At 48.8% G+C, this 21,786-nt stretch carries 23 protein-coding genes and 1 riboswitch; of the genes, 19 read left to right on the top strand and 4 right to left on the bottom strand.

What is annotated here, in order from left to right:
• Positions 1 to 57 precede the first annotated feature (57 nt).
• Positions 58 to 687 (bottom strand): LysE family translocator, encoded by a 630-nt coding sequence (locus KB186_RS01415; RefSeq protein WP_232772964.1) that lies wholly within the window; start codon positions 685 to 687, stop codon positions 58 to 60.
• A 416-nt stretch (positions 688 to 1,103) separates the two neighbouring features.
• Here KB186_RS01415 and KB186_RS01410 point away from each other — a divergent pair, with 416 nt between their 5' ends.
• From KB186_RS01410 to KB186_RS01355, 12 genes are all read left to right on the top strand, one after another.
• Positions 1,104 to 1,412 carry a thioredoxin family protein gene (locus tag KB186_RS01410; RefSeq protein WP_173607745.1) on the top strand — a complete coding sequence of 103 codons (309 nt, stop codon included), beginning with the start codon at positions 1,104 to 1,106 and terminating at the stop codon, positions 1,410 to 1,412.
• A 64-nt stretch (positions 1,413 to 1,476) separates the two neighbouring features.
• The gene (locus KB186_RS01405; protein ID WP_221868522.1) at positions 1,477 to 2,760 is read left to right on the top strand and encodes a glycoside hydrolase family 18 protein; all 1,284 of its coding nucleotides are present in this window, start codon (positions 1,477 to 1,479) and stop codon (positions 2,758 to 2,760) included.
• Positions 2,761 to 2,856: 96 nt separating this feature from the next.
• Positions 2,857 to 3,084, top strand: coding sequence for a hypothetical protein (locus KB186_RS01400; protein ID WP_232772963.1), 228 nt, complete (start codon positions 2,857 to 2,859; stop codon positions 3,082 to 3,084).
• Positions 3,085 to 3,166: 82 nt separating this feature from the next.
• Positions 3,167 to 4,378: an alanyl-tRNA editing protein gene (locus KB186_RS01395; RefSeq protein WP_232772962.1), complete on the top strand. Its 1,212-nt coding sequence runs from the start codon at positions 3,167 to 3,169 to the stop codon at positions 4,376 to 4,378.
• 33 nt (positions 4,379 to 4,411) lie between these two features.
• Entirely contained in the window at positions 4,412 to 4,795 is a 384-nt protein-coding gene (gene kapB / locus KB186_RS01390) for a kinase-associated lipoprotein KapB (RefSeq protein WP_232772961.1), read from the top strand.
• A 41-nt stretch (positions 4,796 to 4,836) separates the two neighbouring features.
• Positions 4,837 to 4,947, top strand: a riboswitch (TPP riboswitch).
• A 199-nt stretch (positions 4,948 to 5,146) separates the two neighbouring features.
• Complete coding sequence (thiS, locus tag KB186_RS01385; RefSeq protein ID WP_173607740.1) at positions 5,147 to 5,350, top strand: sulfur carrier protein ThiS; 204 nt, start codon at positions 5,147 to 5,149, stop codon at positions 5,348 to 5,350.
• 5 nt (positions 5,351 to 5,355) lie between these two features.
• Positions 5,356 to 6,129, top strand: coding sequence for a thiazole synthase (locus KB186_RS01380; protein WP_232772960.1), 774 nt, complete (start codon positions 5,356 to 5,358; stop codon positions 6,127 to 6,129).
• A complete protein-coding gene (locus KB186_RS01375; RefSeq protein WP_255688300.1) occupies positions 6,122 to 7,417 on the top strand; it encodes an acetylornithine deacetylase in 1,296 nt (431 codons plus the stop codon). Before KB186_RS01380 ends, KB186_RS01375 begins: the two co-directional genes overlap by 8 nt.
• Positions 7,418 to 7,425: 8 nt before the next feature.
• Positions 7,426 to 8,106, top strand: a complete 681-nt coding sequence (gene tenA / locus KB186_RS01370; protein ID WP_221868520.1) for a thiaminase II — start codon at positions 7,426 to 7,428, stop codon at positions 8,104 to 8,106.
• Positions 8,091 to 8,873, top strand: coding sequence for an ABC transporter ATP-binding protein (locus KB186_RS01365; protein WP_232772958.1), 783 nt, complete (start codon positions 8,091 to 8,093; stop codon positions 8,871 to 8,873). The genes tenA and KB186_RS01365 overlap by 16 nt, the downstream gene beginning before the upstream one ends.
• Complete coding sequence (locus KB186_RS01360) at positions 8,873 to 9,631, top strand: ABC transporter permease (protein WP_232773071.1); 759 nt, start codon at positions 8,873 to 8,875, stop codon at positions 9,629 to 9,631. The genes KB186_RS01365 and KB186_RS01360 overlap by 1 nt, the downstream gene beginning before the upstream one ends.
• The gene (locus tag KB186_RS01355; RefSeq protein ID WP_232772957.1) at positions 9,628 to 10,659 is read left to right on the top strand and encodes an ABC transporter substrate-binding protein; all 1,032 of its coding nucleotides are present in this window, start codon (positions 9,628 to 9,630) and stop codon (positions 10,657 to 10,659) included. The genes KB186_RS01360 and KB186_RS01355 overlap by 4 nt, the downstream gene beginning before the upstream one ends.
• Before the next feature lie 97 nt (positions 10,660 to 10,756).
• Here KB186_RS01355 and KB186_RS01350 read toward each other — a convergent pair whose 3' ends face one another.
• Together KB186_RS01350 and KB186_RS01345 are read right to left on the bottom strand one after the other, a co-directional pair.
• Entirely contained in the window at positions 10,757 to 12,139 is a 1,383-nt protein-coding gene (locus KB186_RS01350; protein WP_173607734.1) for a sensor histidine kinase, read from the bottom strand.
• Positions 12,140 to 12,853: a response regulator transcription factor gene (locus KB186_RS01345; protein ID WP_232772956.1), complete on the bottom strand. Its 714-nt coding sequence runs from the start codon at positions 12,851 to 12,853 to the stop codon at positions 12,140 to 12,142.
• Positions 12,854 to 13,005: 152 nt separating this feature from the next.
• Between KB186_RS01345 and KB186_RS01340 the strand changes: the two genes are divergently transcribed.
• From KB186_RS01340 to KB186_RS01330, 3 genes are read left to right on the top strand one after another with little or no spacing between them, the layout of a single operon-like run.
• On the top strand, positions 13,006 to 13,917 hold the full coding sequence (locus KB186_RS01340; protein WP_221868515.1) for an ABC transporter ATP-binding protein: 912 nt from the start codon (positions 13,006 to 13,008) through the stop codon (positions 13,915 to 13,917).
• The gene (locus KB186_RS01335) at positions 13,917 to 14,666 is read left to right on the top strand and encodes an ABC transporter permease (protein ID WP_221868514.1); all 750 of its coding nucleotides are present in this window, start codon (positions 13,917 to 13,919) and stop codon (positions 14,664 to 14,666) included. Before KB186_RS01340 ends, KB186_RS01335 begins: the two co-directional genes overlap by 1 nt.
• Positions 14,667 to 14,678: 12 nt before the next feature.
• On the top strand, positions 14,679 to 15,410 hold the full coding sequence (locus KB186_RS01330) for an ABC transporter permease (RefSeq protein ID WP_232772955.1): 732 nt from the start codon (positions 14,679 to 14,681) through the stop codon (positions 15,408 to 15,410).
• Between the two features lie 262 nt (positions 15,411 to 15,672).
• On the opposite strand, the gene KB186_RS01325 is transcribed toward KB186_RS01330, so the two are convergent.
• Positions 15,673 to 16,215: a hypothetical protein gene (locus KB186_RS01325; protein WP_232772954.1), complete on the bottom strand. Its 543-nt coding sequence runs from the start codon at positions 16,213 to 16,215 to the stop codon at positions 15,673 to 15,675.
• A gap of 179 nt (positions 16,216 to 16,394) precedes the next feature.
• Here KB186_RS01325 and dacB point away from each other — a divergent pair, with 179 nt between their 5' ends.
• The 4 genes from dacB (at position 16,395) to KB186_RS01305 (ending at position 21,723) form a co-directional block, all read left to right on the top strand.
• Positions 16,395 to 19,289, top strand: coding sequence for a D-alanyl-D-alanine carboxypeptidase/D-alanyl-D-alanine endopeptidase (gene dacB, locus KB186_RS01320; protein ID WP_232772953.1), 2,895 nt, complete (start codon positions 16,395 to 16,397; stop codon positions 19,287 to 19,289).
• Positions 19,290 to 19,454: 165 nt separating this feature from the next.
• Complete coding sequence (locus tag KB186_RS01315; protein ID WP_232772952.1) at positions 19,455 to 20,519, top strand: Ldh family oxidoreductase; 1,065 nt, start codon at positions 19,455 to 19,457, stop codon at positions 20,517 to 20,519.
• Positions 20,520 to 20,599: 80 nt separating this feature from the next.
• Entirely contained in the window at positions 20,600 to 20,992 is a 393-nt protein-coding gene (panD, locus tag KB186_RS01310; RefSeq protein WP_173607726.1) for an aspartate 1-decarboxylase, read from the top strand.
• Positions 20,993 to 21,030: 38 nt separating this feature from the next.
• Positions 21,031 to 21,723: a YheC/YheD family protein gene (locus KB186_RS01305; RefSeq protein ID WP_217366845.1), complete on the top strand. Its 693-nt coding sequence runs from the start codon at positions 21,031 to 21,033 to the stop codon at positions 21,721 to 21,723.
• The last annotated feature ends 63 nt before the right edge of the window (positions 21,724 to 21,786 follow it).

Genomic DNA, 21,786 nt, shown 5'->3' with positions numbered 1-21,786 from the left:
ACTATTGCTGTAGTCTACTTTTTTATGCAGGCTCTTATTGAATGAAAGTATGGATCACTATCTGCGATCAAAAGCAAGACTCGCAGCAAGACCTGTCAAGACACTTGCCATGAGCCAACGCTGCACGCGCAGCCATGTTGGGCGTGTGCCAAACCACATAGCAACTCTGCTTGCTACCAGAACAATAAGCAGGTTAACGGTAAAGCTGACGGCTATTTGTGTGAGGCCTAAAGTAGCACTTTGCAGGAGCACCGATCCCCGCGCAGGATCTACAAACTGAGGCAAGAGTGAAACATACAAAATTGCAATTTTGGGGTTCAGTAGATTTGTCATGAATCCCATCAAAAATAACTTTTTCGGTGGTTCAATCGAAAGAGTATCAGGCTTGAGAATGGAAGCTGCACCCGGTTTGACCGCATTCCAAGCGAGCCAAAGCAGGTACACAGCTCCGACCCATTTGACTGATTCGTAAATAAACGGAACCGTTATGAAAAGAGCAGAGAGGCCGAGCATGGTTGCAATCATGTAAATCACGAATCCAAGTATGACACCAAGAAGTGAGATGACTCCAGCTTTGCGACCTTGAGAAATGGTACGAGAAATGAGGTAAATCATGTTAGGGCCCGGAGAACAAACCATGCCGAGCGAAACAAATAGAAAGGCAATAAGAGTACCAAAGCTCACCAATTTACATAACTCCTCTCCGTGGTTTTGTTCATTTTTGCACAAGAGTGCTCAATCACATACAATGCTTCGAACGGATGGATCACTGTCGGGTTGCTATAGCTATAGTACATCGTCGGGTCGAAATTAAACAGATTAAGTGTAAACGGAACGCCGTAAAAAGGACTGATTGGGGCAAGAACGGGGATGTTTTGATTCATATAAGTGAGAAAAGGCGGATTCATCGACAAGTAAAACAAGAAAAACAGGCAAACAGAAGAACCGCTCTGACATTATCTTTTCGATCATGAAACAAATAGCTGAAAACATTCAATTGGCTATCAATTTTTACGAAGCCTGTGCATCACGCTGTTGACATCCACAAACAGTGGGTCTAGCATGAATGATCATGTCCGATGAGATAGAAAGGAGTGAACGACTTGCAAGAACTATCCTCCATAGAACTGAACCAATACCTGCAAGAAAAGGAGTCGGTCGCTCTTTTTGTCTATACACCGATGTGTGGGACCTGCAAGCTTGCAGCACGTATGCTCAGCATCATGCAAGAAACATTGCCTACCGTCCCTCTGTATCAGATCAACATTAATACGGCACCAATATTGGCAGAACAATGGCAAGTAACCAGCGTACCCGCCTTGCTGATCTTTTATAAAAATCAATTGTTAGACCGCCATTATGCCATCCAGTCCGTTGGATTTTTATACGATGTATTGAAACCTCTTGCCTAGACATACACCTATTTCCTTCGCCATGAATATGACAAAGAGAGAAGAAATGCGAAGGAGGGGGCGTATGCAAATCCACGTGGTGGAAGAAGGACAAACCTTAGCGAGCATCGCCGAGACGTACGGAACGACCCCGGAAGCGATCAATAAGGCGAATGAATTGCCAGACCCCGATAAACTGGCAACCGGACAGGCGATGGTGATCCCGATTGTAGGAAGCTACTATTGGGTCAAACGAGGAGATACGTTGTATACGATCAGTCAGCGAAATCAGATCAGCGCAGCAGAGCTTGCTCGCGTCAATGGGATTTCTCCCTATAAACCGCTACAAGTCGGGCAAAAGCTATATATCCCGCCTCGCCCTAGACGAGCGGCTGATTTCAATGCGTATGTGGAACCGCGCCGTACAGTCCCACCCGCGATGGAAGCGGATGTTCGGACGGCTGCCCCTCATCTTACGTATTTGGCACCGTTCAGCTTTCGTATCAAACGGGATGGAACTCTCCAACGACCAAATCTGAACAATTTTCCGGCAATCGCAAAAGAAAACCAGGCCCTACTGATGATGGTCGTGACGAATTTGGAAAAAGGTCAGTTCAGCACGGAATTGGGCGCACTCATCCTGAACGATCAAGAGTTCCAGAACAAATTGTTGGATAATATTCTCGCGACCGCCCGTGAGCTTGGAATGGGGGATATCCATTTTGATTTGGAGGCTTTGCCTACAACAGGTGCAGAAGCGTACGCGAGCTTCTTGCGAAAAGCAAGGGATCGTATACATGCAGCGGGGTTGATGATGTCTGTTGCGCTCGCGCCGAAGACGAGTGCTGTGCAAGCAGGCAAATGGTATTCCGCCCATGATTACAAGGCGATAGGAGCGCTTGCCGATTTTGTCGTGATCATGACGTATGAATGGGGCTATAGTGGTGGTCCTCCCATGGCGGTTTCTCCGATCGGACCGGTGCGGCGTGTCTTACAGTACGCCATTACCGAAATACCAGCCGAGAAAATTTTGATGGGCCAAAATCTGTACGGATACGACTGGACCTTACCGTACGAGCGAGGGACGACAGCGCGAGCATTGAGTCCACAGGCAGCGATTGCACTGGCTTCCCAGCATAATGCCGTCATCCGGTATGACTATCGGGCGCAGGCTCCGTTTTTTACGTACACCGATAATCAAGGCAAGCAACATCAGGTGTGGTTTGAGGATGCACGGTCGATCCAAGCCAAGTTCAATCTGGTTAAACAGCTTGGTTTGCGAGGCGTCAGCTACTGGAAACTCGGTTTGCCATTTCCGCAAAATTGGCTGTTGATCGAGGAGAACTTTCGCGTCCGCAAGCGTGCATAGTCATCTGGCGTACATTCCATCACGGGTTGTACGCCTTTTTTTCGAATGAACAATCATGGTATGATGAAGATGACAGGAAGGAAAAGGGGAGAAATCATGGGAGAATGCAAATTGGATCACAGCCATGAGGACGTACTCAAGAAACTGGCAGAACAAGCGCCTCATCTGTCGGAATTGCGTGTGAGTCAATTCAAAAATCAGTTGAATAGCGAACTCAGCCAAGAGCGTCTAAACGAGCTGTTTCATTTATTGAAAAAGTATGACCTGGCAAGCCCAGAGGAGCGTCAAGAGCGCGAAAAACAAATGGATCAGTTGTTTGGCTAAGCTTTATACATACGTTTTTTCGTTTTGCCCCCAAGTGGGAGAATCAGGCTGGAACCATGGTTCCATGCAGCGAGGAGTAACGATGGACGACAGACTCTATTATCAGGATGCCTATACAAGAACCTTCTCGGCCCAGGTGACTAGGACTGGTGTCGAGCAAGATGGGACACCTTACGTGGTACTGAATCAAACGGCTTTTTACCCTACTGGAGGCGGACAGCCTTCCGACCTGGGCGTATTGGAAGAGATTCGTGTGGTAGATGTGGAAGAGGTAGATGGCGAAATTCGTCACCGACTGGAGGCTCCTTTGTCCGAAAGCACAGCGGAAGTAACGGGGCACATCGATTGGGACCGCCGCTTCGATCACATGCAGCAGCATGCTGGTCAACACATTTTATCGGCGTCTTTCCTGGAAATCTTGCAGGCGGAGACCGTCGCCTTTCACCTGGGCAAAGAGCGTGTCACCATTGATGTACGACTGGATGAGTTGACTGCAGATGTATGGGAGAAGGTAGAAAAGCGAGCGAATCAGATTGTTTTGGAAAACCACCCCATCATTGCACGGTTTGTTGATGACGAGGAATTGGCAACGCTGCCCTTGAAAAAACAACCGACTGTTACGGAAAATATTCGCGTCGTGATGATACCTGATTTTGATTACAATCCATGTGGAGGAACACATCCAGCGCGGACGGGCGAAGTCGGGATGATCAAGATCTTGGGCTGGGAGCGGCATCGCGGAAACATTCGTTTGGAATTTATCTGTGGCTGGCGAGCTTTGCGGGACTATAACCAAAAGCAAGCTGTCGTTCGTGATACGGCGAAGTTGCTCGCTACCAATGAAGGAGAACTGATCGCACAGACGGAACGTCTCCTTGCAGAACGCGACACCTTGAAGGCAAAAGTGGCAGAAGTGGATAAGCAGCTCTTGGAAGTGGAAGTCAATCAACAATTGACTGCTGCCACCAAACTCGGTCATTCTCGCCTCATAATGAGCACCTTCACAGACAAAACCATTCAACAGCTTCAGCAGTTCGCACAGCTGGCTACTGCTCTGGCGCCAGATGCAATTTGCCTCTTGGCTGCTACTGCCGAAGACAAAATGCAAGTCGTGTTTGCTCGTGGACAAGAAGTCAACATAGCCATCAATCAAGTGTTGAAAGAAACCTTGCCGATCATTAACGGAAAAGGCGGGGGAAATCCTGCCATGGCACAGGGTGGCGGGCAGTCAGTAGTGGATGCGGAAGAAGTATTGCTGCATGCACGCAATCTGCTGGAAGCCTCGCTGATGTAAATGCATTCGATTCAAGAAAAGGAGGAAACCGCGATGAACTGGAATCCGGGAGATATTGTTCGTGTTTCGCAGCGGACTGGTGAATATATTGCAGAAGTATTGGAAATCCACGACTCGAAGCTGCTGGTAAAAGTGTTGGCAGTAACCAAATACCCAACCCAAGGCGATTTGCATTCTTCCTACGAAGTAGATGTGCCGCTGTTTCACCAGCGTCCAGCACTCTCTTACATGGAAAAATTCATGACGCCTGTCCAAGGGGTCATTCACTACAATGGAGCGATTCCAGATTACAAGGAATCTGTGCGTCAGGCGATGGAGAGAGAAATGGAAAAGCTTGCAAAAATGGCAGCTTGGGCAGAGCGCTGTCTCGCTGAGCTCGAAAAGATGCACAAGGAAGCCTTTACAAACACGAAATAGAGTGGTACTGTAAAACTCGAATGTACGATAATTGCATAGCTTTACTACCAAACGGGGGCCAAGCAACGTTGGCTGAGATTGTAACGAGTGTGTTACTGACCGTTGAACCTGACCTGGGTCATGCCAGCGGAGGAAGAGGTATTTGGAATCAGGATCACATGTCGCATCCGAGCGGAACTATGCTTGTTTGCGAGCATGGATGATAAGATGACACTCAACCATCCGAGGCGGATGGTTTTTTTATGCCATTCGTCCGGGGAGATGGGATGGGTATACGGCTTCTTCTGTTTGTCTGAATCGACTCAGGCAGGTGGGAGAAGCCGTTTTTTTTCCAGTAGAAGGAGGTAATCAATGATTGTTCAACTGAATGGGAAAAAAGTAGAGTTGGCGGAAGAAATCACGACAGTGCGGGCCTTGCTCGCTTCTTATTCCCTGCAAGAGAAAATTGTCGTCGTTGAGCGAAATGGTGACATTATTAATCGCTCTGCGTACGAACAAACACCGATTGCAGACGGAGATCGCATAGAAATCGTTCATTTTGTCGGAGGAGGATGATCAGCATGATGGATAAATTGAAAATTGGACCTTACGAGTTTCGCTCCCGTTTACTTCTAGGGACAGGTAAATTCGCTGATTTGGATACACAAGGGAAAGCAGTAGAGGTGTCGGAAGCAGAAATTTTGACCTTTGCGATTCGCCGCTTGAATTTGGAAAATCCGCAAGAACCGAACTTTTTGGAACAACTCGATTTGAAAAAATTCACCCTGCTACCAAATACTGCAGGTGCCTATACAGCAGAGGAAGCAGTGCGCATTGCCCGTTTGGCTAAAGCATCTGGACTGTGTGACATGATCAAGGTCGAAGTCATTGGAGACCCGAAAACACTTCTCCCTGACCCGATTGGCACGCTCGAGGCTTCGAAAATCTTGGTGGAAGAAGGCTTTATCGTGCTGACCTACACCAATGATGACCCGATTCTGGCCAGACGTCTGCAAGAGGTTGGCGTACATGCGGTTATGCCAGGTGCGTCTCCAATTGGTTCCGGGCAAGGGATTGTCAACGAAAACAATATCCGCTTTATCATCGAAGATGCGAAAGTACCGATTATCGTAGATGCAGGGATTGGCTCGCCAGCAGACTGCGCAAAAGCGATGGAACTGGGGGCTGACGGTGTCTTGTTGAATACAGCAGTCGCTCTCGCTGACAATCCTGTCCTGATGGCAGAAGCGATGAAGCTAGGGGTCGAAGCAGGTCGCAAAGGCTTCCTGGCAGGCCGTATCGCGAAAAAGCGTTACGCATCCGCGAGCAGCCCGACCGAAGGGATGATTGAGTAACGTGCATCGACTGACAGAAGCGGTAGAATCGATTGCCAGCCGCAAAGAAGAGCTGTTCGCCTTATTGGCAGAGCTCGTTTCTCATCCGACTGTGAGTCCTCCCGCACGAAACAGCGATGTCGCACAAGGAGTAATCGCCAATAGACTGCAAGCGATGGGATTCGAAGTGGATCGCTGGACGGTATATCCGGGAGACGACAATATCGTCGGGCGGTTATCAGGGAGTGCCTCAACTCACGCAAACAGCTTGATTATCAACGGGCATATCGATGTGGCTGAAGTCGGAGATGACATCGGGTGGACGTATCCACCTTTTGCTTTGACATATGGCAAGGATGGACGCCTGTACGGTCGTGGAGTTGCGGATATGAAAGGCGGACTCGCAGCGAGCTTGTTTGCGATCCAAATGCTTCGCGAACACGGAATCGAGCTCCAAGGCGATTTGCTCTTTCAATCCGTCATCGGTGAAGAAGCGGGTGAAGCGGGGACATTGGCCGCCATCGAACGTGGCTATCAGGCTGACTACGCCGTTGTAGTGGACACGAGTAATCTCCAAATGCAAGGGCAGGGCGGGGTCATTACAGGCTGGATCACGATTGAGAGTCCGATGACGCTGCATGACGGAATGCGTGCACAGACGATTCATGCAGGCGGCCGCGTCAGGGGAGCTTCTGCCATTGAAAAAATGACGAAGGTGATTACCGCACTACAGGAGCTGGAGCGGGACTGGGCAGTAATGAAGTCCTATCCCGGCTTCCCGGCAGGCAGCAATACGATCAATCCCGCAGTCATCGAGGGAGGTCGTCACGCTGCGTTCATCGCAGACCGTTGCGCTCTCTGGATTACTGTTCATTTTTATCCGAACGAATCCTATGAAGAGATTATTCGAGAGATCGAGGATCACGTCGGGCGTGCAGCAGCCGCTGATCTTTGGCTGAGAGACAATCCTCCAACCTTCCGTTGGGGTGGACGTTCGATGATTGAGGAGCGCGGTGAAATCTTCCCATCACTGGAGTTGGATACGAAGCATCCGGGGTTGGCTACACTGCAATCCGCATATGAGAGTCTCATGCATCAAACGCCTATTGTTAACATGTCGCCTACGGTGACGGATGCAGGCTGGTTTGCGCATGCAGGCATTCCGGCTGTCCTATTCGGACCGGGTGAGCTCGCACATGCACATGCCGTAGATGAATCCATTGATCCTGACCAGCTCGTTCATTTTGCCCAGATCATGACCCGTTTCATCGCCACCTGGTGCAATACCCCAAAGGAAGCGAAGGAGTGAGTATCCGCATGACAACCTTTACTGATCGTTTGAGAAAAAGTGTAGCCCCAATCTGGGAGCGTGTTCATCAACATCCTTTCGTCACCGGACTTGGAGATGGCAGCCTGCCTGTTGGTGCCTTCAAATATTACATGAAACAAGACTACATCTATCTGATTGATTACGCGAAAATGTTCGCGATTGCCAGTGTGAAGGCGTACGATCTGGAAACAAGCTCTCGCTTTGCCGCTTTGCAAGAATCGACGCTGAACACAGAGATGGAGCTGCATCGTCAGTATGCCGAGCGCTTTGGCATCTCTCGCGCGGAGCTGGAAGCGACAGAGCCTTCCTTTGTGATGCTCGGGTACACCAGCTACATGCTGCGTGTCGCTCATCAAGGGTCGTTGGCCGACTTGGTGAGTGCACTACTCCCATGCACATGGAGCTATTGGGAAATCGGAAAGCGCTTGGCACAAGTAGAAGGAGCGCTGGATCACGAACTGTATGGCGAATGGGTACGTATGTACAGCTCTGATGAATTTGGGCAGTTGGCGATTTGGCTGATTGAGATCATGAACCAATTGGCGGAAGGTAAGAGCGAGCAAGAACTGGCCAAACTGGAGGAGTATTTCGTCAACACCTCCAAAATGGAGTACATGTTCTGGGACATGTCCTACAGAGAGGAAATGTGGCCGTGGGAGAACAACTAGCTTTCGCCGACGTCAGCTTTTCGTATGGCGACAGGCAGATTCTCGATCATTTTGATCTGCGTGTGGAAAAAGGGGAATTCGTCAGCTTGATCGGTCCGAGCGGGATCGGGAAAAGCACCTTGTTTCAGCTCATCGCAGGTCTTCTTGAGCCGGGACAAGGCGAAATCAGGCTCGGCAGTGTACCAGTCGCAAATCGTTTAGGGCAGGTCGGCTATATGCCCCAACGCGATCTGCTCATGCCATGGCGTACAATTGTCGAAAATGCAGCTTTGCCGCTGGAAATCAAAGGTATGACGAAAAAAGAAGCGCATGAGCGTGTCAGACAGCAATTGCCAAGGTACGGGCTTCAGGATTGGGCTGACAGCTATCCAGCCCAGCTTTCCGGTGGCATGCGTCAGCGGGTTTCCTTTTTGCGTGCGTTGTTTTCAGGCGCAGAGATGATGCTGTTGGATGAGCCATTTAGTGCATTGGATGGAATTACGAGAATGGATATGCAAGAGTGGCTGATGGAAAAGTGGCAGGAAACAGGCAGTACGATGCTGATGATTACGCACGATATCGACGAAGCTATTCTACTTGCAGATCGGATTATCGTCCTTTCAGGTAGTCCGATCACCAAGCCCATCGAATTAACCGTTCCGGTGAGCAGACCGCGAACGGCGAGCAGCCGCAACCAGGCCGGATTTTTGGCATTGCGTGAGCAAATTTGGGAATTGCTTCGACAGGATCGCCAATCAGCAATGAAGCCCTTGAGGAGAGAAGCATGATGGGGAGAGGCATTTGGTTTGGCATCTCCATCGCCATTTTTCTCCTGGCGTGGGAAGCTGGTTGTCGCTTCCTTGGGGTGCCGCCATTCATTTTACCACCGCCTAGCGCTGTGGTCGTATCGTTGTGGGATTTACGTACCTCTCTAGTAGGTGTACATCTTTGGGCGACGTTAAAGGAAGTGTTACTGGGGCTATCGATCTCGATTGTATTTGGAATCTCCCTTGCCTTTGCAATGATTCGCAGTCGGATTGTGGAGCGTCTGGTCTATCCGTACATCGTTATTTCCCAAACAATCCCAATCATCGCATTATCACCTGTATTTATTTTATGGTTCGGTTATGATTTATCTGGAAAAATCGCTGTAACGATTCTGTTTACTTTCTTTCCGATCGTTGTCAACACGTATGATGGACTTCGCTCGACTGACAAGGAAATGCTCCAGTTGTTAAAAACAATGGGGGCAACGAACGGACAAATTTTCACCAAGCTGCAACTCCCGTCGAGTTTACCCCATTTCTTCAGTGGTCTGAAAGTGGCAGCTACTTACAGTGTGGCTGGGGCGACGATTGGGGAATGGCTGGGAGCGAGCGAGGGACTCGGGTACTTTGGGAGACGGGCATCCGGCAATTTTCAGGCACCCGCGTTGTTTGCCTCGGTCCTGTTACTCTCCATTCTCGGCATGCTACTGTTTTGGCTAGTTGGACGAATCGAACGTCATTTTTCCCCGCATATGAAAATCAAAGGAGAACAACAATGAAACCTTTCAACAAATGGACAAAAGCATTCATGGTACTTACATTGGCAACGGGTCTTGCTGCATGCGGCAATCAGGCGAGCTCGGATGCTGGTCAGACGCAAGCCCCTGCTGATAAAGGAACGGAGCCGACTGAGTTGACGATTGCGCTCGATTGGTATCCGAATGCTGTACATTCCTTCTTGTATGCCGCAGAGGAGCAAGGGTATTTCAAAGACGAGAACCTCAAGGTGACCATGCAAATGCCTTCGGACAGCAATGATCCGTTGAAGATGGCGGCTGCGGGCAAAGTGGATTTGGCGATCAGCTATCAACCACAGCTCATCCAAGCTCGTGCAGAAGGCGTTCCTGTCGTATCTGTAGGTGCGCTCGTTCGTCATCCGTTAAACGTGATCATGACGCGCCAAGACAGTGGAATCGATACTCCGCAAAAGTTGGCTGGAAAAAATATCGGTTATCCATCACTTCCACTGGATGAATCGATCGTACGTCAAGTTGTGAAGCATAGTGGTGGCGATGATTCCGGATTGACCTTCACAGATATCGGCTTTGACATCGTCCCAGCGTTGACGGCCAAAAAGGTCGATGCAGTGGTAGGTGGCTATATCAACCATGAACAACTGATTTTGGAGAAGCACGGCATTCCAGTCAATGTGTTCAAGCCTTTTGAGTTTGGTGTTCCAGACTATTATGAGCTCGTATTGGCAACAAGTGACGAGACTTTGGGCAAAAAGCAGAAAGCTGTGGAAGGTTTCCTGCGTGCGATTGGCAAGGGCCAGGACTATGTGAAAAATAATAAGGAAAAGGCACTCGATCTGTTGCTTGCCAAACAGGCTGCCGATTTCCCGCTGGAAAAAGACATTGAGACCAAGAGCTTGGATACCCTGATTCCGTTGATGGATGCGGGGGAAAAGCCTTTCGCATACCAGACGGCCGAATCTTGGCAAACACTGATTGATTGGATGAAAAAAGAGAAGCTGATAACCACTGACGTCAAAGCAGAAGAGATCATGCGCGATCTCGTGAAGTAATTGACGCAGGAACATTAAAAGCACCTCATTTGCACGCTTGTGAGAGTCTACTCTCCATTGGCGAGTCAAGGGGTGCTTTCTCTATGCTGTCTTTCTTTTAGGAAGAGAGGGGGAAGCAAAGCTCTGCTGTCATCCCTTTTCCTGTATCGCTTGTTAACAGCAGGTGTCCATGATGAGCGGCAGCTATACGTGCAACCATTGGCAAACCGAGACCATGACCATTGTGTAACGGAGATTTTCTTTTTGACGAATACGGCAATTCCACCAAGTCAGGCAGCATGCTTTGCTCAATGCCTTTTCCGTTGTCAGTGATAGTCAGGAGAGCATTGCGCTGGTTGGGTGACAGGGTCGTTTGCACGTGGATGCGACAGCCTGATGGGTTATGCACGATGCTGTTTTGGATCAAATTCGTAATGGCGCGGACAAGGAGTTTTTCATCGCCCATCACGAAGCATTGTTCAGTCGTGACATCCAACTCGATGGTAAACGTCTCTGCCAAATCATTATTCAAAAAGTCAGTGACAATTTGCCGGGCTAGTGTCGATAGCCGAATTGGTTTGGGATGGATGGGCTGCATCTCGTATTCCAGCATGGAGACGAGATTCAAGTCGCTGACCAAAGACCGGAGCTTTTCCCCTTGCTTTCGAATAATGCTTGCTTTTTGTTGCTGTTCGTAAGGCACCACGTCGCTTTCTTCCAATTCACTGGCATACCCGAGCACCATCGATAATGGCGTGCGTATATCGTGGGAAATTCCTGCGATCCAGTTCGAGCGTGCTTCGTCTCTGGCTTTTAGCAAAGCGTTCTTCTCCTGCAGAAGCGCCGAAGCATGATTGATGCTTCGGGCAATCCCGCTGAACACTCCTTTTGCCTCAACATGTGTATGCTGATCTTCTGACAGAGCGTGAATCCCCCTAATCAGTGGACGGATTGACCGAATGAGTCGAGAGCCGATGAATAGCGAGAGAAGAGCGGCGAGCAGTATATTTCCGAAAAGTAAAGCCAGCAATCGATATGGCAAATCACTTATCCAACTGATCGGGAAATGAATCTGGTACTTGGCGAGACTGTCCTTCGGGTAGCCCACGACGACCAGCCCCATCTCATGTTCCCAAACAAAAACAGGATAGTCTTGTAAATAATTTCGTGAGAACTGCGCCACTTCTGCTAAGGAAAAGGTGCGGGGCAATTGGTCTGGTATGGCGTAGTCCCAGAGGACCTTCCCATCGTTCGCAATCAGCATGGCCCAAGCCTGGCTTTTTTGCAACCATTCTCGTGCATTTGGTTCCAACGTATAGTGGGAACCGTTTACGTGAAGACCTTCTGCGACAGTTTGTGTGACGTAAATGGGAGGAGAGCCTTCATTTATGCCTTTGAAAACAAATGTACCGAGAATGATGTAATTGACGATGAGCAAAAAGACGGCGATTAGGATAGAAGCACCTGTATAACGACGTAAAATTCGTGCGGCTCCATCCATCTACGACTCTTCCTTTACGAGTAATTTGTACCCGAGTCCTCTTACCGTCAGCAAATATACAGGAGTGGACGGACATGGCTCGATCTTTTCGCGAATGCGCCGCATATGAACCATCAGTGTGTTTTCATACCCGTAGTAATCGTCACCCCAGACGGATTGGCAAAGGGCATCACTCGTGACGATTCGTCCCCGATTTTCATAGAGTTTTCGCAAGAGGGCGTGCTCCTTGGCAGTCAACGCGTATTCTTGTTGGTCTCTCGTCACGGTTGCTGCCTCCAAATCGATTATACTGTCACCAAGCTGGAAAACGGGCAGACGTTCGATTTGGGGAGGAGCGTAAACGCGTCGTAAAATGACCAGAAGACGAAGAACGAGCTCACGCGATAAAAATGGCTTCACGATATAGTCGTCAGCGCCCAGGCCAAGTCCGAGCAATCGATCTTCATCTCCCCCTCTCGCTGACAAAAAAATGACAGGGATTTGCGAGAAACGACGGATCGAAGTCAAAAGTCCAAATCCATCTCCATCAGGCAGCATGACATCCAGAATGGCGACATCTGGCTTGTCCGAAGCGAATATCCCTAGCGCCTCTTTACAACTACCCGCATGAAAAATACGAGAGAATCTTTCCTTACGCAAAAATCCATCGATCATATTTCTGATTTCAAGCTCATCTTCCACGATGAGCACTTTTTTCTGTTTCCACTCTTCCATATTGAATCACCCGTATTCATTATACTCGCTCGATTTGTCTGTTCTACCCACTTGGAGTCGATTTAAGGTTGTCGTAAGATTCCTGTCAGCTTATTGACGGGTTGGGACTCTATGATTTCATTTGAGAGACCAACAGATAGGAGCGAGAAAACATGAATACGGTGATTCGAACGGAAAACCTTTCAAAACACTATGGAGGAGCCTATTGCGTCCAGCGTGTGAATCTTGCGGTAGGAGAAGGGGAGGTCTATGGCTTCCTCGGTCCAAATGGTGCAGGAAAATCGACGACTCTAAAAATGCTGCTAGGATTAGTCAGGCCGACGGAAGGGAGTGTATCTGTATTCGGGAAGGATTTTTGCAGAAACCGACTTGAAATTTTGAGTCAGACGGGTTCCTTGATCGAGGCTCCTTCCTATTACGGTCATCTTACCGGCCTTGAAAATATGCGTGTCATGCAGCGGCTGCGAGATGTCCCGGACAAATATGTAGAGAAGGCTTTGCAAATCGTTCGTTTGGAAAAACAAAAGAACAAAAAGGTAGATCAGTATTCGCTCGGGATGAAGCAACGACTGGGAATTGCCATGACTTTGCTGCATTTTCCAAAGCTCGTTATCCTCGACGAACCGACAAACGGTCTGGATCCTGCGGGAATCGGGGAAATTCGGGAATTGATTCAATCATTGCCACATCAGTATGGAATGACCGTGTTGATTTCCAGCCATCTGCTCTCGGAAATCGAGCAAGTAGCGACGTCCATTGGCATTATCCACGGGGGGAAACTCTTGTTTCAAGGAAGTATGGAGCAGTTGCAACGGAACAGCCAGCCTCATGTTTGGATGAAAACGCAGGATAATGAAAAAGCGAGAAGAGTTCTTCAAGAAATGGAGCTTTCTCCAAGTCTCCAAGATGGCTTTCTTGTCATGGAGGGTATGGAAGATAGGGAAGTAGCACAGACAAACCGGACGCTGATGATGGCGGGCATTGATGTTTATCGCATTGAAGTGCACAAGCAAAGTCTGGAGAGCATTTTCCTCTCTCTTACTGGTAGGGAGGGAAGTTTGTAATGCGGACGCTTTGGCTGGAGTTTTATAAAATTCGACATAAGCGTTTGTTTCTCATGCTCGCTATTCTTTTGAGTATCGAACTGGCATGGGGGTTTATGGCTGTTAGTACGTCGATGAATAAAAATCCAGATGCGCAGACGTGGAGCGCCATACTGGTTACGATTACAGCCATGAACGGATTGTTTTTGCCGATCGGTTCGGCTGTCATTGTTTCACGAATTTGTGATATGGAACACAAGGGGCGTACATGGAAGCTGCTGATGGCTGCCTCTGTTAGCCGAAAAGCGGTTTATGCGGCAAAATTCGTCTCTGCGGCTGTTTTGATGGGGAGTGCAGTCATTCTACAGGCTATGGCGATCGTGGCATTTGGCATTGGCTATGGTTTAGCAGAGCCAGTCCCGATTGGCCTTTTACTCTGCATTGTCGTAGGGACCACACTGACAAACCTCGTGGTGATTGCTCTGCAACAATGGGTCTCTCTCGCCATCAAAAATCAGGCGTTCAGCCTATGCCTCGGGATGATCGGGGGATTCATTGGCATGACAGCGAGCTTATTTCCGCCACAAGTCGGACGTCTTTTCATCTGGTCGTACTATGTAGACTTTTCGCCCGTTGCGTATCAGTACGTGAACGAAACCATGTTGTTTACCAACCGTGAAATCGGCATTCATTTGCCGATCATCGTCGTACTCATGGGCATCGCATTTTTCCTTGCTGGGAGTATTCACATATCCCGGCAGGACGTATAGGGAGGACCTTGCATGATATTCAGATGTTTGGGAGCAGAATGGGTAAAGCTTCGCCGTTCTCGTATATGGCTCGTTTTGCTTGTGCTACCTGTTTTCAGTACGCTGATCGGCTTTGCGAACTACTGGATGAACCAAGCGATCCTGCAAAATGGCTGGTACAGCCTGTGGACGCAGGTGAGTTTGTTCTACGGAGAATTTTTCTTGCCCATTCTCATCGCGATCTGCTGTTCGTTTGTGTGCAGACTGGAGCATGTAAATCGTAACTGGAATGTAATCCTGACAGCGCCAGTATCAATTCCAACGATTTTTTTCGCGAAGCTGGTGGTAGTTGGTGTTCTCCTTTTTATTGTGCAGCTTTTCTTCTTTGTGCTATATATTTGTGCAGGTTTCATGGCTGGACTGCACACACATTTTACGTTTCCTCTGGAAGTGTTCGGATGGATCATGCGAGGCTGGCTGGCTTCGCTCACCATCATCGCCTTCCAGCTTTGGCTTTCCACGCGGATACCGAGCTTTGCTGTACCTGTCGGCATTAGTGTTTGCTCTGTTTTTGTAGGGTTGGGCTTGTATGTGTCGGGGCTCGGGATGTTATTTCCTCAGTCACTTTTAACGATTGGCATGGGCGTGCTCAGTCAAGAGAGTTTGACGCTAGGAGAGCTGGGGGCGTTTGTAGTCATGTGTGTACTTTTCGTGACGAGCGGTTGTGTGCTGGGGATTCGTCGTCTTACGAGAGAAGGTCTTTAACAGTTTTCACCATAATAACGGTTTCCCTTTCCTGCCAAACAACCTTATAATAGAAGGTGAATGCTTGAATGAGGAGAAGTTTCCATGGACGACAAACACATAAACAAGACGAATAGCAAATGGGTGATCTGGGGGTTTATTCTCAGTGTACTCGCTTGTGCTGTGTCTATGGTGATTTTCATCTACGTGATGCGCAACTGACAGCACATGATGGTAACGTCAAAAAACCGCTCGTTAACGAGAGCGGTTTTTTGCTATTTCATTAGCGGGATATCGCCGTTATTTTTCGGATGACTTGTTCTTGTGATAGCTGATTCAACTCGGTAAAGCCAAGGTTGGAAAGAGCAATGGTTTTTCCTTGATAGATTGGATAAACGCCTTGCCAGAGACCTGCTGTACTGTACATCTGTGATCCGCTCACTTTTCGTAAAAATAATAAATAATTCCCTTCCGCCAGCGGCCCAGGATACTGCAGGTTGAGCGGACTGGAGGCATCGGGAAGCGGCTCTACGCCAGTGCTTAGCACAGTTACTCGTCTGGATGCTGTGCCTTTTATGGCCTTTTTTACCTGTAGTTTTTGTGTGTAGTTCACGATCTTGCCTTGGGGAATGTTGCGTCCCGTGGGATAAGCCCGATGGGTACTGTCTACCTGTGCGATGACGATTAAGTCGCACTTTTTGACGAGCTCCGCAAGGGAAGAATAGGGGGAGGGATCTACTTGTACGCGCCCGATGTCGGTTTGGGCATGGACGGGGAATGAAAAGGCGCAGAGAAGGGACAGACAGAGGAGCAATCGATAGAACATGAAACCATTTCCTCCAAACGAAAGAAGTCTTGAAGGTAGTATGAACGGAATGGCTATCCTTCATGCCTGTAGACTTTTAGTATAATGGTAATATTCCGAATAAATAGAATACGTGCTATCATGATGGCGTACTGTGATTTGTTGGTGGAAATCGCCCAGACTATGACAAGGAGGTTATCATGAATCATTTATTTGCTTTTCGACGTGTCGGTACGTGGTTTTTCGTGTTGGCTCTCTTGTTGCAGGTAGCAGCTTCGCCTGCGCTAGCCAAGGAAGAGGCCGCTTCTTCTAGTCCTCTTGCACTCAGCATAGAAAAATTCCTCGCCGATTTGAAAAACGATGAGAATAGCAAGGGAATGTACGCTGGAATCGCGGTCTACGATCTAACCGACAAAAAGTACGTATATACGCACAATGCCAAACGTAATTTTATCCCGGCCTCCAACATGAAGCTGTTTACGACAATTGCAGGTCTGGATAAACTAGGGCCAGACTATCAGTGGAAGACCGAGGTGTTTGTTTCGGGAAAGGTAAATAACGGTGGAGTTTTGCAAGGAGATCTGATTTTAAAAGGCTATGGGGACCCTAGTCTGAAGCCAGAAGATTTGCAGCAAATGGCAAAAGCCATCAAAGATTTGGGGATCAAGCGAATCAATGGAAATCTGCTTCTCGATGACAGCTATTTCGATGAGACCAGATTGGGTACGAGCTGGATGTGGGATGATGAACCGTATGGGTACAGCGCCCAGATCAGTGGATTAGCCGTAAATAAAAACGTTGCGACTCTAACCGCAATCCCTGGAAAAACGGTGAACGATGCTCCCGTCCTGACCATGAACCCAGCTACTACATACATAACAGTCACAAACCAGTTGAAAACGACAGCGGGCAAGGAGAGCAATGTGCTCATTGAGCGTCCGCGCGGAAAAAATGAAATCATCGTATCCGGTACGATTGGGATGGAAGCAGCTCCTTATGCTGAAGATGTCACGATGGAAGACCCGGCTTTGTATGTGGGCGATCTATGGAAGGATCAGTTGCTGAAACAAGGGATTGCCTTACATCCGAAGACAGAAGTGAAAAAAAACGTGCTGCAAAGCGGAGTACCGCTCTATACTCACTTGTCCAAACCGTTGGGTGAGATCACGGTGGAGCTCAACAAGGATAGTGACAACTTCTATGCGGAGATGCTTGTAAAGACACTGGGCGTTACCCAGAAAGGTGAGGGGAGCTTTGAGGCAGGCAGTGAGGCGGTAGCAGACGTTATGAAGCGAGCTGGCATTGAGTCAGGCTTCCGTCAGGTAGATGGCTCGGGGTTATCGAGATTTAATATGATCACTCCGGAACAGATAATCGAAACACTCATCTTTTTGCAGGAGCAAGAATATCGAACGGAATTGGAAAAATCACTCCCAATCGCAGGAGTAGACGGCACCTTGAAAAACCGCATGAAAGGAACCGGTGCGGAAAAGAACCTGGTAGCAAAGACAGGCTCATTAAGCGGAGTCAATACCATGTCGGGTTATGTAACGGCAAAAAATGGTCATAAGCTCGCTTTTTCGATTTTGATCAACGGCATTTATAAATCGAAGTATGCAAGGGAGCTGCAGGATCGAATCGGAATTTTGTTAACAACCTACCCGGATATCGCAGCACCGGAAGGATTCAGCCCTCCAGAGAAAAAGACGTACCCACTCTCTGCTATGATCGATCCCATCCTAGATACCCCGGAAGCAGCAGGGGTAACGGCCGGAGTTATGATCAAATCGTTGGATTCAACAGGTGACCCTGTTTTATACGAACGGGATGCGGATACACTGCTTACCCCTGCTTCGAATCTGAAGCTGCTGACGATTGCCACGGCGTTGAACCAGTTTGGCTCGGATTACGTATTCAAAACGGAAGTGTATGGAGACGCCCCGATCACCTCTACAGGCATACAACAAGGCAATCTGTATGTGAAAGGATACGGTGACCCTACCTTGCACACAGAGAATGATCTAAAAGCGCAGGAAGGTGTGTCGATTGAAAAAATAGCAGGGTGGCTCAAGCAACAAGGAATCACGCGTATCAATGGGAACCTCGTGATGGATGACAGCTACTTTGACCAACAACGGCTTGGCCTCGGCTGGGCATGGGATGACGAGAGCTACTATTACAACCCGACCATAGGGGCTCTTGCCATGAACCGTGGGACGGTCATGATCGAATTCAAGCCCGCTAACGATGCTGGAGAACCAGTGAAAATCAACGTACTTCCCAAAACGGCTTATGTGCAAGTGATCAATGAAGCCAGGACCGTACAAAAAGGCGAGGAAAATACATTTGCTATTCTGCGTGACCGTGGAACAAATACCATTCGACTGTCAGGGAACCTCCCGCTTGATCATGAAGGGGATTACGAGCGAGTCCCTGTGGAAGAGCCAGCCAAGTACGTAGGGACCGTGCTGAAAGAGACGCTGGAGCAAGAAGGAATTGCGTTTGCTCCGAAAAGCGAAGTGCTGATTCAGCCAGTTCCTCCAGCAGCAGTAAAATGGACACAATTTGAGTCACTGCCTCTAAAGGAAATCGTACAGTACCTCAATAAACGAAGTGACAATTACTACGCAGAAATGCTCCTCAAGACGCTCGGAGCTGCAAAGAAAGGGATAGGGAGTGCAGCCAATGGTGCAGAGGTCGTTCAGGAAACCGTAGCTTCGCTCGGCGGAAATACCACCTTCGACATGATGGATGGCTCAGGATTGACCCGCTACAATCTTATTTCTGCTCGGCAGATCGCATCTGTACTTGAGGGGATGACCACGGAATCGAATTTTGCCGCTTATGATGAATCTTTACCCATAGCGGGAATAGATGGGACACTGAAAAGCCGCTTGAAGGACACAGCCGCTGCGAATAATCTTCATGCGAAAACAGGTTCGATGACAGGTGTGAACACGCTGTCGGGCTATATCACGACCAAAGGCAAAGAGAAGCTCATCGTATCGATTATGTTCAATGGGTATGTCGAGGATGAAGAGCTGTTTACCAAGATGCAGGACCAGATCATTACGGTACTAGCCAATTATGAATAGGAATCACGCAAAAAAGGAGCCCCAATTCCGGGAGCTCCTTTTTCTGTTGGCGTCCCCTGAACTGGGTCAATGCCTGTAGCGGTCAATCAGCAGGCGACATATCTATATTCAGATCAGGAAGCAGGCGAAGTACAGAACAACGGTGAAGGAGGGGAAAAAGAGAAGATGCACCCTGCACTCTTTCATTGGAAGCGTTTGGAGCAAGTCGTAACAGAAGTGCTTGTTCAGGCAGGTGCCAAACATAAGCACGCAAGGCTTGTCGCAGAATCTCTCGTCCATGGTGATTTGCGCGGCATCGAATCCCATGGTTTAGCGAGGCTGCCGATCTATATCCAACGAATCGAAGCAGGCTTGATTGAATTGAATGATGAACCAGTGGTATGGAAACAGGAAGGAGCAACAGCACTGGTAGACGGCAAAAACCAACTGGGTGCGGTCGTCGGGGTTGCGGCATTGGAGGAAGCGATCAAGTTGTCGCAGCAGATGGGAATCGGGGCAGTAGGTGTTCGTCATTCCAACCACTTTGGCTCCTGTTCGTACTATGCAGAACGAGCGATAACAGAAGGGAGGATTCTTCTGGTCCTTTCCAATGCCCCCGAAGCCATGGCGCCAACAGGAGGGATTCGCCCTTTTTTCGGAACGAATCCGATTGCAGTGGGGATACCGGCAGGGAAAGAACCATCCTTTTTGCTAGATATGGCTACAAGTGTCGCTGCCAGAGGAAAAATCGCCTTAGCCGTTAAAAAAGGAGAATCCATTCCTGCGGATTGGGCCATCGACCCCAATGGGAATGAAACGACTGATCCCACACAAGCCTTGCTAGGCTCACTTTTGCCGATCGGGGGAGCAAAGGGTTATGGATTGGCGATGTTCATCGATATCTTGTGTGGGCTGCTCACGGGTGCTGCGACAGGGCCACATGTAAAAAGCCTGTATGACAATTGGGACGATCCACAAAATGTTGGACATCTATTCTTGACAGTGGATATTGAACGATTTATGCCACTCCCCGATTTTTGTGCCAATATGGATGCCTACATTCGTGAGGTGAAAAGCGTACCTACGAAAGAAGGTGTATCCGAAATTTTCATTCCTGGGGAGATCGAGAGCCGAAAAAAGCAAGAACGTTTGGAAAACGGTATCCCGTTCGATCCGAATCTGACAAAAGAACTCAGCCAATTATGCCGCACCTATGGAGTCGATTTGCGCGCCGCGTATCATACCCCCTAACTTTCCTTTCGCAGGAGGTTTCCTGGACAATCCATCGGACATAGACTAATGTCATCGGTTTGGAAAGGAGTGAACCGCTTATGCAGCGACACATGTGCAAAGGCAAAATTCACAGGGCGACAGTTACGCAGGCCGAACTGGATTACGTGGGGAGTATCACAATTGACGTTGCTCTCATGGATGCGGCAGATATCAAGCCGTATGAAATCGTGCAAATAACCAGTTTGCGGAATGCAACGCGCTGGAAAACATACGCATTACCCGGAGCGTCGGGTAGCGGAGTCATCTGTCTGAACGGTCCGCCTGCCCACTTATTCTCGCCAGGAGATCTTGTCATCATTTTGAGTATGGGCATGTACGATGAATCCGAGGTCGAACAGCTCGTTCCCAAGGTCGTGTTTGTGGACGGACAGAATCGTATCACGAAAATAGAGGAGCATCATCTGATAAAGAATGGAGAGACACTGCCATAAAACCGCCAAACGTTGGAAAATGGGGCAAGCATAAGCACTTGGTTAAAGACGAACTTTTGCAGGAGTATTTGCCCAAAACCCGCGTGTACTCTCCTGAAGAGCTATGGCAGTATGCAGAAGCGTTTACACACGTGATGCTGAAGCCTTCGGGGGGCGGCGGTGGGGCAGGAATTATTCAAGTAACGGCACGTGGAGAAGAGAAGTATTTGGTCCATAGCGGGAGTCGTCAGCGTCTCGTAGAGGGGAAGGAGGCCACGATCCGATACGTGGAATCGCTGTTTCGACCAAAAACATACCTGCTCCAGCCACGTATCCCACTCGGTAGAATCAACGGCAAGCCTTTTGATGTGCGTGTCATGATCCAGCGCAGGAACAACAAGGAGCCTTGGGTGATAACAGGGTGGTGTGCAAAGCTAGCAGGTCCGGGCTATGTCGTGACAAATGTGGCTCGCAGCCGCGGAAAAGTCTTGCCTATCCAGACGGCAATCAAGCTGTCCAATATAGAAGCAGGCCCGCACCTCTTGCGTGATATCCGCATGATAGCTACGGCGGTAGCGAATCGATTGGGAAGAGCCTATCCGACACTCCGGGAGATCGGTTTGGACTTAGGGATTGATGTGGATGGCAAACCGTGGATTATTGAGGCCAATTTCCGTCCTTCTCTTTCTCTCTTTCAAAAGCTGGAGGATAAGACCTTTTACAAACGAATTGTTTCCATGCGAAAACGATAAGAGGAAGACCACTTGTCGAGGTTGCTCAAACGGTAAGATATGGGCAGGTGGTTTCCTCTTTTT

It is taken from the genome of Brevibacillus sp. AF8 (assembly GCF_021270385.1).
GTDB lineage: Bacteria > Bacillota > Bacilli > Brevibacillales > Brevibacillaceae > Brevibacillus.
Note: the sequence above shows the minus strand (reverse complement) of the source record. Positions and strands in the feature narration are given on the sequence as shown.